Source organism: Vibrio sp. CyArs1 (assembly GCF_022432925.1).
Classification (GTDB): domain Bacteria; phylum Pseudomonadota; class Gammaproteobacteria; order Enterobacterales; family Vibrionaceae; genus Vibrio; species Vibrio mediterranei.
Window position 1 is genome coordinate 1,112,098 of record NZ_JAKRBO010000001.1, and the last position, 16,426, is coordinate 1,128,523.

At 44.1% G+C, this 16,426-nt stretch carries 15 protein-coding genes; 5 read left to right on the top strand and 10 right to left on the bottom strand.

The window, feature by feature from the left end; genetic code table 11:
* The first annotated feature begins 86 nt into the window (after positions 1 to 86).
* Complete coding sequence (gene glgC / locus MMA19_RS05225) at positions 87 to 1,400, top strand: glucose-1-phosphate adenylyltransferase (protein ID WP_124941733.1); 1,314 nt, start codon at positions 87 to 89, stop codon at positions 1,398 to 1,400.
* Between the two features lie 61 nt (positions 1,401 to 1,461).
* On the opposite strand, the gene MMA19_RS05230 is transcribed toward glgC, so the two are convergent.
* The 3 genes from MMA19_RS05230 to MMA19_RS05240 form a co-directional block, all read right to left on the bottom strand.
* Positions 1,462 to 2,628, bottom strand: coding sequence for an MFS transporter (locus MMA19_RS05230; RefSeq protein WP_124941732.1), 1,167 nt, complete (start codon positions 2,626 to 2,628; stop codon positions 1,462 to 1,464).
* A gap of 86 nt (positions 2,629 to 2,714) precedes the next feature.
* Positions 2,715 to 3,665, bottom strand: coding sequence for a glycyl-radical enzyme activating protein (locus tag MMA19_RS05235; RefSeq protein ID WP_240205687.1), 951 nt, complete (start codon positions 3,663 to 3,665; stop codon positions 2,715 to 2,717).
* 70 nt (positions 3,666 to 3,735) lie between these two features.
* Complete coding sequence (locus tag MMA19_RS05240) at positions 3,736 to 6,027, bottom strand: pyruvate formate lyase family protein (protein WP_240205688.1); 2,292 nt, start codon at positions 6,025 to 6,027, stop codon at positions 3,736 to 3,738.
* A 261-nt stretch (positions 6,028 to 6,288) separates the two neighbouring features.
* Here MMA19_RS05240 and MMA19_RS05245 point away from each other — a divergent pair, with 261 nt between their 5' ends.
* Positions 6,289 to 6,975, top strand: a complete 687-nt coding sequence (locus MMA19_RS05245; protein WP_240205689.1) for a GntR family transcriptional regulator — start codon at positions 6,289 to 6,291, stop codon at positions 6,973 to 6,975.
* 313 nt (positions 6,976 to 7,288) lie between these two features.
* Positions 7,289 to 9,208: a fructose-specific PTS transporter subunit EIIC gene (locus tag MMA19_RS05250; RefSeq protein ID WP_240205690.1), complete on the top strand. Its 1,920-nt coding sequence runs from the start codon at positions 7,289 to 7,291 to the stop codon at positions 9,206 to 9,208.
* 129 nt (positions 9,209 to 9,337) lie between these two features.
* Here the strand turns inward: MMA19_RS05250 and MMA19_RS05255 are convergent, their stop codons facing one another.
* From MMA19_RS05255 to MMA19_RS05285, 7 genes are all read right to left on the bottom strand, one after another.
* Complete coding sequence (locus MMA19_RS05255) at positions 9,338 to 10,165, bottom strand: hypothetical protein (protein ID WP_240205691.1); 828 nt, start codon at positions 10,163 to 10,165, stop codon at positions 9,338 to 9,340.
* An 11-nt stretch (positions 10,166 to 10,176) separates the two neighbouring features.
* Positions 10,177 to 10,713, bottom strand: coding sequence for a PadR family transcriptional regulator (locus MMA19_RS05260; protein WP_240205692.1), 537 nt, complete (start codon positions 10,711 to 10,713; stop codon positions 10,177 to 10,179).
* Positions 10,714 to 10,774: 61 nt separating this feature from the next.
* Positions 10,775 to 10,966, bottom strand: coding sequence for a YqaE/Pmp3 family membrane protein (locus tag MMA19_RS05265; protein WP_006069346.1), 192 nt, complete (start codon positions 10,964 to 10,966; stop codon positions 10,775 to 10,777).
* A gap of 226 nt (positions 10,967 to 11,192) precedes the next feature.
* Positions 11,193 to 11,807, bottom strand: coding sequence for an outer membrane beta-barrel protein (locus MMA19_RS05270; RefSeq protein WP_240205693.1), 615 nt, complete (start codon positions 11,805 to 11,807; stop codon positions 11,193 to 11,195).
* 97 nt (positions 11,808 to 11,904) lie between these two features.
* Positions 11,905 to 12,903, bottom strand: a complete 999-nt coding sequence (locus tag MMA19_RS05275) for a DUF1989 domain-containing protein (protein WP_240205694.1) — start codon at positions 12,901 to 12,903, stop codon at positions 11,905 to 11,907.
* Positions 12,904 to 13,021: 118 nt separating this feature from the next.
* Positions 13,022 to 13,321 carry a hypothetical protein gene (locus MMA19_RS05280; RefSeq protein ID WP_006069349.1) on the bottom strand — a complete coding sequence of 100 codons (300 nt, stop codon included), beginning with the start codon at positions 13,319 to 13,321 and terminating at the stop codon, positions 13,022 to 13,024.
* A 12-nt stretch (positions 13,322 to 13,333) separates the two neighbouring features.
* Positions 13,334 to 14,254 carry a DUF1989 domain-containing protein gene (locus MMA19_RS05285; RefSeq protein ID WP_088878916.1) on the bottom strand — a complete coding sequence of 307 codons (921 nt, stop codon included), beginning with the start codon at positions 14,252 to 14,254 and terminating at the stop codon, positions 13,334 to 13,336.
* A gap of 253 nt (positions 14,255 to 14,507) precedes the next feature.
* Here MMA19_RS05285 and MMA19_RS05290 point away from each other — a divergent pair, with 253 nt between their 5' ends.
* Together MMA19_RS05290 and yghU are read left to right on the top strand one after the other, a co-directional pair.
* Positions 14,508 to 15,383: a LysR family transcriptional regulator gene (locus MMA19_RS05290; RefSeq protein ID WP_240205695.1), complete on the top strand. Its 876-nt coding sequence runs from the start codon at positions 14,508 to 14,510 to the stop codon at positions 15,381 to 15,383.
* A gap of 145 nt (positions 15,384 to 15,528) precedes the next feature.
* Positions 15,529 to 16,389: a glutathione-dependent disulfide-bond oxidoreductase gene (gene yghU, locus MMA19_RS05295; protein ID WP_240205696.1), complete on the top strand. Its 861-nt coding sequence runs from the start codon at positions 15,529 to 15,531 to the stop codon at positions 16,387 to 16,389.
* The last annotated feature ends 37 nt before the right edge of the window (positions 16,390 to 16,426 follow it).

A 16,426-nucleotide genomic window follows, 5' to 3' on the forward strand; every position in this document is an offset into this window, starting at 1 on the left:
TCGACAAATAACCGTCCCAAAGAAGGACGACGACAGCCACACTCCCCCGAAACGTCTTTTGTGCTTGTAATATAAGGAGTTATACAATGCCGAAGGAAAATCAATATTCCCACATTTCTAGTAACGCTCGTCTTCGCAATACCACCGCGATGATCCTAGCGGGAGGTAAGGGAACACGGCTTAAAGAACTCACCTCAACTATTGCTAAACCAGCGGTCTCATTTGGCGGCAAATTCAAAATCATCGACTTTGCCTTATCAAACTGTATTAACTCTGGTATCCGCAAAGTTGGTGTACTCACTCAGTACATGGCTCAGGACCTAATTAGCCATATACAATCAGGTTGGCAATCGTCCTATTCTGCCTTAGGTGAAGGTGTCCATATCATTCCTGCGCAACAACGTGTTGGCGAAAACTGGTATCGAGGCACTGCGGACGCTATTTACCAAAACCTCGACCTGATAAAACGACACGATCAAACTGAGCGCATCTTGATTCTTGGTGGAGACCATATCTACAAGATGGACTACTCCCGAATGATCAACTTCCATGTGGAAAGCGGCGCTGATGTCACCGTGGCTTGTATTCAAAAACCCATCGAGCAAGCATCTGAATTTGGCGTAATGGGATTAAACGACGAAGGCGATATCATCAACTTTGTAGAGAAACCAGCAAACCCAACCCCTATGCCTAATGATGATTCTAAGGCTCTCATTTCAATGGGAATCTACATTTTTAACGTAGATGTTCTAGATGCTGAATTGCGTCAGGCTCTTACCTGTCCTGACTATAAGCACGATTTCGGACACAACATCATCCCTAGCCTTATCGGTCGCAGCAATCTCAAAGGCTATGTGTTTACAGAACGTGGTCACCCGGGCGCCAATGGCTATTGGCGAGATGTCGGTCATGTAGATGAATATTATGCTGCCACGATGGACTTACTCGCTCCGACACCAGAACTAGATATCTATGACAAGAGCTGGCCTATTATGACCAACCAAGTTCAGCGTCCTGGAGCTAAGTTTCTGTTTAATGACCCAAATCGTCGTGGATATGCCGTAGACTCAGTGGTTTGCGCCGGCGCAATTATCTCGGGTGCACAGGTTACACATACTTTGGTCTCTTCTGATGTTCGCATCGATGATTTTACCGAAATCACTGACAGCATTTTGCTGCCAAGTGCTTCGGTAGGACAAAACTGCAAGCTGAAGAAAGTGATTGTCGGCGAAAACTGTCACATTCCAAACAGTATGGAAATCGGCTTTGACGTCGAACTGGATAAGCAGCGCTTTACTGTTACTGACGAAGGCATCGTCCTCGTCACTCAGGACATGTTCCCGCTAAAAGAGGACAGCCCTCTCGTTTCCGAAGGTGAGAAAAACGCTCAAACCGCGTAACGGCTTCTCGCATTCCTCTATCAAAACGCCCTAGCTATTAGGGCGTTTTGTGTTTATTAGGTTATACGTTGCGTGAGTTCTTAATAGCTACGATCATCACAAGAAGTACAAAGTACAGTCCAAGAAGCGGAAATGCAGAACCGACAGGCAAAGTCGAAGCAACAAACGAGACCAACGCCGTACACAACCAACTGCCCGAAAAAACAATGGCGTTAGCGACTCCGGCAATATGCGGGAAAGGTAATAACGCCTTTCCCAGATATAACGGAAATAGCATTCCCAGAGAAACTATAATCACGGCAACTGGCAACAAGAACGCCAACAAATTCAACCCATAAATATATTGAAATGACATACCAATCACTAACGCGGCTAGCGACGCAGTGATTGCAACGTTGGTTTTCCGTTCAGCGGATACACTAAATAAAAAACGATTTGCCAAATTACCTAGCAACCAACATGCACCCAACGCTAATGCAATATTGCCATAAAATACCGGACTATAACCCAAACGAGATTGGATGATAAAAGGGCCGACGGTATTGAACGCTGGCAAAATACTGTAGAAAACACCACAAATGATGGCTGTACGTTGAAAGTTTCGATTAAAAACGATCTCGGTAAGATTGCTTTTAATTTGCTCCCCACGTAATGGCTGCACAATTTGCAATGTTTCACGAAAAAACAAGCAAAGAAAAACGCCTCCTAATGCGACCCAGATTGCCAGAGCGATAAAGACCGATTGCCAACCAAACATAGATTCTAAATGACCGCCTACAAACGGGGACAAGGTAATTCCCATCGCAAACGAAATCGTAATCCAGTTAACCGCTTTCAGATACTCTGCTCCATGATACATATCTTTGATCACTGCTCTGCCTCCAACACAAATCAGAGACACGGCTAGTCCTTCAACCAATCGAAGTACAATTAAGCTGTAGATGTTGGGAGAAATGATGGACAGGAGCAAGGCAGCAACCAGCAGGAAGACTCCTATAAGCATTGGTGTCTTGCGGCCGTATGCATCGACAATAAAACCAGCAACTAGCTGCCCAAGGCCAAACCCCAACATTGCTGACGTAAATGACCATTGAGTTACCGTTTCAGTAGCCGAAAACTCGGTTTTGATGGAAGGAAGAGATGGCACCACAATATCCACTACTATCCCACCTAGAGAGATGAGCAGGTACATAAGAATTGCGAGGTTATTTCTTTGCTGGTTAGTCATAGCAAGTAATAAAAGTATCAATTGGGCGGTATATCTACTCTTTTAATCCTAGTCCTCCTCAACGTCTAGATAACGAAAATTCACAACTAACTCAGCGTAACGTTAATCTCACCATAGCGTTTTATCGATTCAATCCAAGAGTTTACTTCGTTGTCGTCAGGCATTTCCGCATCGACATCATACGTTTTGCCAATTTCGGTCGCTTTTTCTTTGCCAAAATTATGATAAGGAAGCACCTCGACCTTTTGGATATTTGTCATAGACTTCGCATGCTGTGCTATTGCCGCAAAGTGGTCATCAGAAAGGTTGTAACCGGGGATCATGGGGCAACGTAGAATCACTGATGCGTTGATTTCGTTAAGCAGCTGAAGGTTGGTATCTACCAAGCGGCGGGTCATGCCCGTTAGCGTTTTATGAAGCTCATCTCCGGTGGCCTTGTAGTCAAATAAGAACAGATCGACATACGGCGCTATCATTCGATAATGTTCCGTTTTGGAAGCACCATTGGTTTCAACACACACATGCACATCATTAGCTTTGCACATTTTCGCCAACGCCAAACAAAATTCGAATTGCTTAAGCGCTTCCCCACCGGATAGTGTAATACCGCCGCCTGACTTGTCGAAATACACCTTGTCTTTAATGACCTCAGCAAAAACCTGTTCTACCGTCATCTCCTTCCCATAGATCTTGAGTGCATCTTGCATACAAGCATCAACGCATTGACCACAGGTTTGGCAAGCGTCAAAATCAACATTGTGGTTACCTTCAGCATCAAAACTATGTACATTGTTAGGACATACTTGCTCGCAGCGACGACAACCAACACATTTATCCGCATTGAACGCGAGCTGTTTCTGAGCGCTCAGTGATTCAGGATTGTGGCACCACACACATTTCATTTGACAACCTTTCATAAACACTGCCGTTCTAACACCTGGGCCGTCATTGACACTGAATTTCTGGATGTCGAATACCACACCTGTAGTTGATGATTGAGCGAAGGATGTTTGAGAAGTAGAGTCTTTGATGAGCATGTTTTGCCTCATAACTGTCGCAAGAAAAAAGGGCGAACCTAAACTACCGTGTTCGCCCAATCGGAGGTGTTTAGTCGTTAAGCGTGCGATTTAGAATTTCTAGCTGTACGTCTTTATCTAGGTTGACGAATTTGGCACTAAATCCACCCACACGAACCACAAGATTCGGGTATTTTTCGGGATTGTGATAAGCATCTTCAAGCTCACCTTTGCCAACTACGCTGACCATAATTTGTGGCCCGCCCTGTTCAAAGTAGCCATCCAGTAAAGCTTCAACGATCATGCGTTTGTTTTGGTACATGTTCTTACTGAACTTCATGTTTTGCACCGAACCCGCATGTATCTCGGCTTTCAATTTTGCCAGCGAGTTTAGCATCGCCGTTGGTCCGTTTTTATCAGCACCACTTTGCGGATTGTTGGCATTACTCATATAAACACCAGTATGACGGCCATCAGCCGACGCGCTGGTTGCACGTCCCCACTCAGTGTTCACTTGGTTATTGATGATGACTACCAAGTAGCTATCCATACCCACTTTTGCTGCGGAATCTTTAATGCCATTGCATATATACTCGTGCATTTCCACCGCGATATCATCGACATACGCATCATCATTACCAAACTTAGGTGCGTTGATCAGATCGTATTTCATACGGTCATAACCATCAAAATTGACGCGTAGTGCCTGAATAAGCTCGCTATAACTGTATTTTTTGTCCTCAAAGATGACTTTTTTGATTGCCGCTAAAGAATCGTAAGCGTTGGTGTTGCCGTACGTTTCGTTAGTACCACCCAACTTATATACGCCACCATCCAGTAGAGCTTTACTACGACCAATACAGTCATCCGTCAAAATACTGGTAAACAAGAAACCCACTTCCTGATTCATCACTTGATAAGAGAATGCTTGAGCCTTCGAGGTCAGTTCAATATAGAAGTCCAGCAGATCTTTGTAGTTCTTAATCACATCATCAAAACTTGTGACCTGCTCAGGTTGTAATAACGAGGTACCACCACTTTTGTTTTGACCGTCCCAAAAATCCGTGCCACCTGTAAGCGAAATGTTCAGAATTTTGAGGATGTTGATACATGTATTCGGAGTTCCAACACTTTTACCAGATAGCACAAACTCACCACAGCCGAATGGAACATAGTGTTGTGCATCTTGTTCGGAAATCTGCATCGAGTTCATTACGGCAGGTACGTTCACATCATCATTATAAAGAATCGGATAGGTCAGACCTTCGCCAATCGCTTCTAGGGCATCTTGGTAAACACTCTGATTCATCCCTTTGTAAATTCGAAGAGTAAACTGCGGCTCAGTATCTTTGTTCTCACGCACTGCCTGAATCGCAAGCTTGCAATATACATCTGCGGTTTCAGGATTGCGTCGACCAAGACCACCAACAACGACTCGACCATTAACCGTGGTTTTACGAGCTTCAATAAGGCGATAGTGTGATCGAATATAATTGATAGCTTGACGTTCAGTAATGCGCCCAGTCTCCAAGTCAGCTACCAGTAAATCACCTAAATAATCATCCATACGACCAAAGTTCACCACCCCAGAACATAAGCTATACAACCATGAGAGCTGGATACCTTGTAAGAATGTTTGTGGTTTATCATTGCGAATGGCATTGAGCGCATCGATCAAGTCATTCATTTGATGTTTGCGCGTTAGGTCAGTGGTGACTTCAAGCTCTTTCGCACACAGTTTGATATGGTGATCAATGACCTTCTCAACAATATCAAAGCAACCCAAGAAGGATTCATGCAGCGCAATGGCTTTTGTATCGTGACAAGCGTGAGCAGAATCGAGCTTGTCACCAATTAGGCGGCGCATACCGTCGATACCATTATCAATCAGCTTATTGTAATCAAGGTACATGCCGCTAAGGCGTGCTGTGGCAATAGCAGGATAGTTTACGTCAACAAACTTACCAAGCGTGGCTTCGGTTAATGTTTGGCGGAAGTAAATGGAGCGCATGTCTCTCTCTTTCCAGTAGTCCAACAATACGTCTACTCGGCTATGCTCTTCAGGAGAAAGTTCCGTTTTAAAGGCTTCAAGTTTGTCAAAATTACAGTAGTGACCCACGCCACCGACAGAAGTCACACTACCAAAACCAATAGGCAGAGCGTCTAGACGACCCACGACGATATCTTCCGATTCGATTTGGCGGAACAACACAGGATAGAGTTCAGACAAGCAAGCCACTTCTCGTTTATAAAGATTTTCTTCACTTTGATGGGCTCGCGTATAAGCTTCCATAATTTCAAGCTGCATTATTGCTGGCTTCTCGCATGGAATTTTCTTGTTTACGTCTACTTGGCTTGGATTATTTTCGATTTTGGATGACATGGTAGGGCTCCTCGTATCTTTATGAGATAACCATAAATCCACACCAAAAATATGTAAATACAAATATTGGTGATTTTGCCAAAAGAATGATCGAGATCATGCATCAAAAAATGTTACTAACCACTTTGTTTTGGAATGGGCTTTTCTGGTAACATCTTGAGTATTAACGGATGGTCTCTCGATACCTTTTACTAGATATGTGTTAACAGGTATCGGCTTAAGAGGCTTTGGTCAGCAATTTGTATAGTTGTAAATGAAGTAATGAAATACGTAGAAGTTTATCAAGCAATCAAGGCTGACATTATCAATGGCCTTTCTCCAGCTTGGTCTCAGCTCGAAGGTGAGCACGCACTATCAGATAAATTTGGTGTCAGTCGCCCAACGCTAAGAAAAGCGATTGAGAAGTTAAAGCAAGAGTCTTTTGTGCACTCTAGACAAGGTTCTGGTATTTTTGTCAATCCGCCAGAATTTTACCAAGACAACAATTTAACTAGTATTTCTGAGCGAATTAATAAAGACACTGACTTAAAAAACATCGTGCTAGAATTTAGTTCAGTCCTAGCAGATCAATCACTTGCAGATAAGTTTCGTTTAGAAGCTGGCGCTAATCTTCATCACTTCAAAAGAATGCGTATCATCAATGGTGAACCCGCTATTCTTGAAGAAACTTGGATGCCAAAGAGTTTATTTCCTGACTTCACAGAAGCTCACTGTGAGCACTCTGTTCTTACCTACGTGGAGCAAGTTACAGGGCATAACATAAGTCATGATGCAAAAACCATCTCCGGCAAGATGCTGAATGACAAAGAAGCATTCCTGCTAAGAGTCGAGCCCGGACACTTGTGCCTTTCTATCCAACATAATGTGTATCTCCTGCATTCAGTACTCGCGCAATACACCATTGAAACCTTGGCTTCAAACGAACTGACCACTGTATCAATACGCTGATTTATCAGTTATTTAAATCACCATATAGGCGGCTTTATCCTATTAAAACCGCCTGTGTTCTCTCCTCAACTACCCCACGCCTTTGGTTAAGACCCAGTCAAAAACCACCACTTGACTTAACAAATATTTTTGTGACTTTGGAAGTGCTTTGGTTTCCAATATTCGTTATCCACCTCACAGTTCACCACAAATCAATATACCCACACACAATATAATGATTTAGATCAATCTCTATCTACAAAACCATTACTAAGATTATTTTAAATTTGTAAATACATAAATTAAAAATCCCTACCAAGAAGAGATCTACATTATGATGAAAGAGATCCTAAACGCGCAGCTAATCAAGCTTGATTTGGCGGCAACCGACAAGGACGCGGTATTCAATGAATTAGCAGATGTGCTAGTCAATGCTGGCAAAGTATCTGACAAACAACAATTTGTGAAAGATGTCTGGGCACGCGAAGAAACCGGCAACACAGGTTTTGAAGATGGCATTGCACTGCCACATGCCAAGAGCGCCTCAGTTGTTTCGCCGGCGATTGCCGTTGGTATCAGCAAACAAGGCATCGAATACGGCGCGGAAGACGGACAACCTTCTAATATCTTCTTTATGATTGCTTCGCCTGAAAAAGCGAGCAACTTCCATGTCGAAGTCCTTGCGAAGTTATCTTCAAAGATAGTAGAGCCTACATTTTTAGAAAACCTACGAAGAGCGACATCTAATGAAGAGGCGCTTGCCTTATTAGTGGCAGACGACAAAGCATCGCAACCAACTGTCACCGCTACCAAAGGCTTTATTATTGGTGTGACGGGTTGTCCGGTAGGGGTTGCACACACTTACTTAGCAGCAGAGGGCATCGAAAATGCTGCCGCCGAAATGGGGTACGAGTGCAAAGTTGAAACAAACGGCTCTGTCGGTGTTAAAAACATCCCTACCGAAGAAGAAATTGCTCGTGCCGATGCCATTGTTGTGGCTTGCGATAAACAAGTTGATCTTAATCGCTTTAAAGGTAAGCGCGTTATTATCACTGGCGTCAAAAAAGCCATCAAAGATGCTGACAAGTTGATTGAACAAGCCCTTGCTGCCCCTCTCTATGCGGGTGATGGTAAGCCTAGCGCGAGCCAAGCGACAACGAGTCCTGGTGGCTCAGGTAAAGACCTATACAAGTACCTAATGAATGGCGTATCTCACATGATCCCATTTGTAGTCGTCGGCGGTATTTTGATTGCCATTTCCCTAGCTATCGGCGGAGAACCAACACCGGGCGGCCTTGCTATTCCTGAAGGCAGTTTGTGGAACAAGATCCTTGATGTCGGTGTGGTCGGCTTCACCCTAATGATTCCGGTTCTAGCCGGTTATATTGCTTACGCTATCGCGGACCGTCCAGGGCTTGCACCGGGCCTCATTGGTGGCTGGATTGCCAACAACGGTTCATTCTATGACGCTGATGCTGGTACAGGTTTTATTGGTGCAATCATTGCTGGTCTCTTGGTTGGTTACTTCGTGAAATGGATTGTCAGCTTCAATTACTCGAAGATGATTCAACCACTGGTCCCTATTATGATCGCGCCAATCGCTGGCTCGCTCTTTATTGCCGCCGTATTCATCTTCATCATCGGTGCCCCAATCGCGGGCATCATGGAAACCATGAACAACGTCCTAGCGAACTTATCAACCGGGAACGTAATCATCATTGGTTTGGTCATCGGTTTGATGCAAGGTTTCGATATGGGTGGTCCATTTGGTAAGGTGGCCTTCCTTTTCAGTGTTGGTCTGATTGCCGAAGGACAAACTCAGTTTATGGGTGCACAAGCAGCAGCCATTCCAGTTGCTCCATTAGGTATGGCATTAGCTGCATTCCTCGGTAGCCGCATGAAACTGTTCGAACGCGAAGAAGTCGAAAACGCAAAAGCAGCAACCGCTATGGGTATGGTCGGAATCTCCGAAGGCGCTATTCCGTTCGCTGCACGTGACCCATTTGCTGTAATCCCTGCGAACATGATTGGTTCAGCAGTAGCTTGTGTGCTTGGCTTTACCTTCGGTCTAACTTGTAACGTTGCACACGGTGGTCCAATCGTCGTTCTACTTGGTGCGTTCAACAAACCTGTTCTAGCATTGCTCGCAATGGCTATCGGTGTTGTCACTACGGCCGCTGTTGCGATTACGCTGAAGAAGATTCGCTATAACAAAGCGCAAAAAGAACAAGCGACACAGTTAGCGATGAGCTAAGTCGCTTGCATATTCGTAGTCTCAACTATAAGTAACCAGACGACGTCATAAGCCAGCAGTGAACTCTGCTGGCTTTTTAGTTTAGCCAAATACGCACAGGTCGGCTCACTACAATCATGACAGTCCGGCTTATCGTTTACACATTAAATAGAGTTTCGATTTGGGGGTTGCAGATACGCTTTTTCCACTAAGAAACGCGGCCTGTTCCTCATCTAGCCAAAAGGGTAAAGCTACGGGCCATGCAGTCACATCAATATGACGTTTTAGAGCTTCAATATCCGGCTTAGTTACTAAACTGGCATTTAGCGATTGGCATGTTTGCTTCGCTACTTCATAAGAGAAACGTTGCCAACGTTGGTTAGCTTTCCAGTTAGAAATGCGTGGACTCTCCGGATAGGTAGGAATAAAGAAAGTCTGTTCGCCAACTTGTTGTTGGGTCTCAATAACAACCTTTGGTTCGTTGTAACTCTTAAGGACTGATGTCACTTGACTACGATTCGCAGAGGTGAATACGTGCTGCCGGAGAAAAGTCTCTTTTTTAATCAGGCTTGAAATATAACGTCCAACCACCTTGGCATCGATATATTGAAAGTAAGGACCACTCAAGCATCGGTAGTACTCTCCGTCAAAAGATTGCACTAGGTTACTTTGCGTAGCAATTGCCACCTTTCGGTGAGTATCATCAACATGAAATGGATTAGAAGAGGCTCCGCATTGCACCCAATAAAAAGCAGGCTTTTCGTCAGGTTCATCATTTCCATACAGCCCCTGACCAATAGGACAGTCCGGTGATAGAAGCGGCAAAAATGATGAGTATCGCGTTGTATCACAACGCTCTTGTACGTACTCGGTAGCCGCACTTTCATGTTCAAGCGCTAACAGTGGAAAGCTATTGATAAGTAAGACGGTTAGAGCGAACCGTTTGTAGTGTGAAGCAAGCAAAGTGTACATTCCCAAAGCGAGTTCCTTTACAGCACTTCTGGAACGATCATGACCTCTCGCTCTAGCGTTTCATCAATGCATTCGTTTAGCCATTGGATTCGTGCTTGTAGCTGTTTACATTGAAGCTTAGCGGAAGAAGCTTTCTGCCTGTCGTGAGCAACATTTTCTAGATAAAGCAGAATGTTGTTCAGCGCTTGTTGAGTTTGGTGCAAACCACTGAGCAAATGTGAATGTATGACATCACTAGAATCCATACTTCCGCTTGCCATCAATTTTGCGCACAGCTCATCTCGTGTTGCAGGAAATGCTAGCTTTCGCCCGAGCCAATTGGCAAGTACCTCTCTCCCCTCTTTTTCAACTATATATTGTCGTTCTGTTGGCTGATAGCTGTACTCGGTCGTACTCATACTAATCCAACCATACGAGGTCATTCGTTTTAGTTCGGTATATACCTGTTGAGAGTTAACTTGCCAGTATGGTAACGCATTAATAGTTCGAACTAATGTCGCACCATTCATCGCTTTTGTACTAAGGTGAGTCAATAAAATGTATTTGAGTGCCATATTCGCCAGATGATTCAAGGAGTTGGTTTAAGATTCTCTAGAGCTAAGTTCAAAACCTTCTCTATTCATCATCTAAGGCAACATTTATTTTTTTATCTGTTTCGTATTGATTCAGTGCGTACACAGACCAAATAACCGCAGGTATCCAACCAATTAAAGTTATTTGCAGAATCAAACAGATCACCCCCGCTACAGGTTTTCCGATTGTGAAAAATTGCAACCATGGAATAAGAATCGCTATTAATAGTCTCATTAGTGTTTCTCTATTGACCAAAAAGTTGGTCATCTACCATTGAAAATATTGCACTAGTATATCTTTCACTCGAAAACATTGATGTCCGATTATTCTTGCTTTGTTTCCTTCATTCTTAATAGGTTGGCATCTATTAGAATCCGCGAACTCGGCCAATGCGCCAATTAATTACGGCAACCTAAAAACAAAGCCAGAAGAAATCAGGCGATCTCCTCTGGCAGCTCATTTAGAACTTAAACCCTACGGTAAAACCAAATTGGGCGTTCTCTTTCACTGGGGTTCGCACTTCTTGGTTTCCGGTCATATAAAAACTTTGTACTCTTGCATCTGCATAAATACCCACAGGCGTGGTTAGCCTTAACCCTGCGGCAGACGTCAGATAATTTCCTGAAAAATTGCCACTATACGCACCAATGTTGTCTTGATTTCCGCTGTGGATGACGGCTAATGGCCCCGTGTTGTATGACTCAATAGAGCCACTTACGTGTGCGCCGCCAAAAGCCGCATACGGCTTTAAACCCCAGCCGTCCGCGATATTAAAAGCATAGCCGACTTCGCCTTCAATTCGCGCATCGTATCCATCAGTTTTGCCACCATACAGCGCATCAGAGGAGTAGTGATTGTTCTCACCATCGAATCTCATTAATGAACCATTAACTGAGAAAATCCGATTAAAATCATAACCAACCTCTATTTTAGGCTGTGCCTTTAATGTCCCTACCCCATCCACTTTCATCCCTGTTGTTGCTCCGGCTCCGATACGAAAACCAACATAGTCATTGCTTGCCTGAGCCATGCTCGAGAAACCCGTTACCAGTGCAACTAACAGTACTTTTTTCATTTACTACCTCTGTCTTTAGAAATGACGCGCAAATAGCGCAGGTTACAACCGCCTAACCCCGCAAAAAAGCGGGGGAAGAAGGAGGAAGAGGTATGTACTACCTTGAAGCTAAGACAGGTAGTTTAATCTCGTCGACTGGGCAATCATGGGCTAGCGTTTGGTCGCGCTTGGCAACACGCTCCAATGCAGCTTGTTCCCAACCTTGAATCCGCTTAGTGGCTTCGCCGTGTATAGGAGCAATACCCGTGTCATACACTTCAATAAACACATCGTTATTCTTAATCTTTGAATAGCAGGTGTGTTGGTCACCATAAGGACAGTTTGAAATCACAACATACAGGTCTTTTTCTGCGTACCACTCAATCGCCGTTCCATCTTTCACAGGTGGGGTTGGACACATTCGAGCTCGCGTAATTCTGTTCTCATCTTGGGTAAAGCGATTGCCTTGAAAGATATTCCAATCATTACGGTCCGAGAAAAATTGAATCGCTTCCTGACGCAAGGTGTCATCTTTAATGTTAGCAATGGCAGGAATTCGCCCAAAGCCATGAATAAAGTTCTCATGACAAGAGTTACGCACGTTTTCTTTACCTTGTGCCAATCCAATCAACTCAGGAGAACAATGCGCTGCTAACCAAATATGCGAGAAACCTTCTGGTAATTCGTCATATGGGAACTCATCTTCCACCAGCGTCGCCATCTTTTCGAAATGACGGCTTTGAGACCAAATACCGGAATAGAGTCTTTGGTTAAGCCCTTCAACAGCTGTAGAGCTTAAATGACAGCTGTATTGCTCTAAGTCTGGGGTTACCATCAGCACGTCCATAATCTGAGTACGACCATTGTTACCTTTTGCGTTCGGACGCTGCTCAATACGAATAACCTGACCTTTTTTCACTAAGAAGGCATTACCGGTTTCTGCTTCAAGTACGTCCGTGTAAACCAATTGACGTTTTTTACCAGACTTAGTCGCTCTCACTTTTTGGTAGAAGTCCAAGTCTGGGCTGATTGCTCTCGCAAACGTCTCTACTGGATCAACATCAGAGTTATAACTAGAGTCGAAGTTTTCTACTTGATTTACATGTTTATGGCACATAAGTATTTACCTATGATTGCAACATCCATGTAGGCTACGGCCGAGGGTTCCTGGCTCGACTTCAGAAATTTAGTAAGCGTCCTTGCTCAGTTTTTGTCCTTTAGAAGATTGATGTCTGTTACTTACTATTGCGCTTTGAAGATTTAAACAACGTCTTAATCTTGCGCTTTATCAAGCCTACGAGAGGCTTTCCTAGAATGGCGATGGAGCCAAATAAAATGACTTCATTAATGGCAAACCCAATGCCGACTATCGATACCGTTTGTTCTGCTGACCAACTCATTGAAGCACCTAGCGCTCCAAGTCCTGCTGGCACAGCAAACATTCCTATGTTGGTAATAATGAAGGCAACCAGCGCCACCTTCTTTATCGGAGTATCAACCAACATTGTTAGATTTGAGTCTGGTTGATTCGACATAAAGACCCCTCTCTATTTAATCGAGTTATCTTTGGTCGCAATGCGTTGGTAGATTCGTTCTTCCCAACCACCGATATCTCCCAAGTGTTTGGTTTCCGGTTGAATTCCCGTGTCATAAACGCTCACATACACTGGGTTTGGACGGGCCTCTGGGTAAGGCAATGCTTGGTCTGCATAAGGACAATTACTTACCACTACATAAATGTCTTTTTCAGCATAGAACTCACAGCCGACACCATCATCAACCGTCGGTGTAGGGGCTAAGACACAGCGCGTAATACCATTGTCGTCTTGAGTGAATTTATTCGGTTGGAACATGTTCACATCATTTCGGTCAGCAAACGTCTGTACCACTTGACGTCGTAGCGTTTCATTTTCAATAGCTGCAATTGCCGGGACTCGGTTGAAGCCTTGAATAAAGTTCTCTTGGCAGCTGTTCACGTTGCCTTCTTCGCCATAACACATATGTAGCCATTCAGGGCAGCAATGCGCTGCAAAGAAGATGTGACTAAAATCTTCATCCATTTTTTCGTATGGAAACTCATCTTCAACCAAGGTTACGATTTTCTCCATATAACGGCTTTGTGACCAAACTGCGCTGTACAACCTTTGATTCAGACCTTCTACCGCGCTGGTATTTAGGTGGTCACCATATTGTTCAAGATCTGGAGTGACAAAATGAACGTCAATGATTTGAGTGCGATTATTGTGTAGGCTTGGACGCTGTTCAAAACGAATGACCTGACCTGCTTTCACCAAAAATGCATTACCCGTGTGAGGTAACAACACATCATCATAGACATGCTGGCGTGTGCCATTGGCTTTAGTGCCACGAACGTCTTCATAGAAAGCGACGTTTGGTGAGACTTTACGCTCATAGGTTTTTACTGGGTCAATGTCTTCGTTGTATACAGATTTGATGTCAGTTGTCATGGTCTTTACCTTCTCTAACTATAATAAAGCGCGTCCGTTCAACTATGTATTGTCAAAACGTTGTTGCCGTTTCCCCCTCTGACAACGCTTATATTAGTCATTTTTTCTGAAATACAAATTCAGTAAACCTTAAGAATAATTGACAGAACAAAACAAAAACCTTAGCAGCTACCCGGAGTTGCAAAGCTCATGAATTCACCTAACATTAAGTGTTATCTACAAGATGAAGAACTTAGGTGTAAGTTTTACTGACATGTTAACTGTTAATCTGCTCCAACTTCAGGCATTCGTTCTCGCTGCGGAAACCGGCTCTTTTTCTGCCGCAGCTAGGAAAATGAAAAAAACTCATTCAGCAATAAGCATGACCATCTCCAATTTAGAGTTAGATGTTAATCAAGCGTTGTTTGATCGTGCCACGCGAAACCCCACCTTGACGGCAGCTGGAGAAGTTCTTCTAAAAGAGGCCAAACTTGTCTTAGCACAATGTGAAAATTTTGAGCGCTTGGCTAATGAACTTGACCCAGAAGAAGAAACGGAATTTACCTTGGCGCTGGATAGTGTTTACAGCGTTCCGATGGAAAAAGAGATTCTGACGTTGCTCGCCGACAAATTTCCAAAGCTTAAACTTAAACTGGTCGAGAAGCCTTCCTCCGGAGTTATTGCATCAGTAGTAAAAGGTGAGGCTAACATTGGTTTCACTCTGCTAGAGCAGCCTATTTTTAGCAATCTAGGATCCATCGCTCTACCTTCAGCGGAGCTACTATACGTGGCTAGTCCCGAGCACCCACTAGCCAAGCTGGAAAAGGTGACACTCGTGGACTTACAACGTCACAGGCAAGCCTATCTTTCCCACGACGTCAACGTTAAGGATACCAGCATCTCAGCCAACGTCTGGGAGTGTGAGTCTATATCAGCGGCCAAGACAGCTATCGCCTATGGAACTTGCTGGGGTATGGCGGTTGAACCCTTTATTAGACCGCAAATTACTTCAGGGAAGCTCGTAAAACTCAATGTTGAGTCATCGCTGAAAAAGAGTATTCCTGCGGCTTTGATATGGAAAATTGGTGATGAGTCAGGGCGGGTTCACAACGCAATTCGCGCTTTGTATACCGAGCAGAAGCTGGACTAAAAGACCAGTAACTTTCTCGTCATATATTATAATTGAACGATTGTTCAAAACATTTGCGATACTAATAAAAACGAGTTAGGATTTTTCTATCAAGTCGGATTCTGATGAAGCAAATAAGCTTCCATTCAATGCATTAGGAGATGCTATGAGTAACGAATATATCCCACCTAAAGTTTGGACTCACGACAGTGAAAGCGGCGGCCAATGGGCTAGCATTAACAGGCCGGATTCTGGAGCACGCCATGAACAAGCGCTGCCTGTTGGAGAGCATGCTTTACAGCTTTACTCTCTCGCTACACCAAATGGGCAGAAGGTTACCATCATGCTAGAAGAGCTGCTTGCTCTGGGTAAATCTGACGCTGAATACGACGCTTACTTAATCAACATTGGCGAAGGCGATCAATTTGGTTCTGGCTTTGTAGACGTTAACCCAAACTCAAAGATCCCTGCATTGCTAGATCGTTCCGGTGACACACCTGTACGAGTATTTGAATCGGGAAACATCCTACTCTATTTAGCAGAGAAGTTCGGTGCTTTACTGCCGAGCGATCCTGCTAAGCGCGTTGAAGCGATGAACTGGTTATTCTGGCTTCAAGGCTCTGCCCCTTATCTTGGCGGCGGTTTCGGCCACTTCTACGCTTACGCACCAGAAAAGTTCGAATACCCAATTAACCGTTTCACTATGGAAACAAAACGCCAGTTACATTTATTGGACGCTAGACTCGCTGAGAATCAATACCTTAGTGGCGACGAATACAGCATTGCTGATATCGCAACTTGGCCTTGGTATGGCAATCTAGTGATTAACAACCAATACAATGCCGCTGAGTTTTTAGACGTAGAAAGCTATCCAAACCTCATTCGCTGGGCTAAAGACATCGCAGCACGACCAGCCGTTCAACGTGGCCGCATTGTTAACCGCTCTTGGGGCGAAGAATGGGAAACACTCACTGAGCGCCATAGCGCTGCTGATATTGATGCAGTATTGGCGAAGCAGCCTAAGTAAATATTAAGTCGTTGCCATTAGCTTTTTGTTGCTAGTG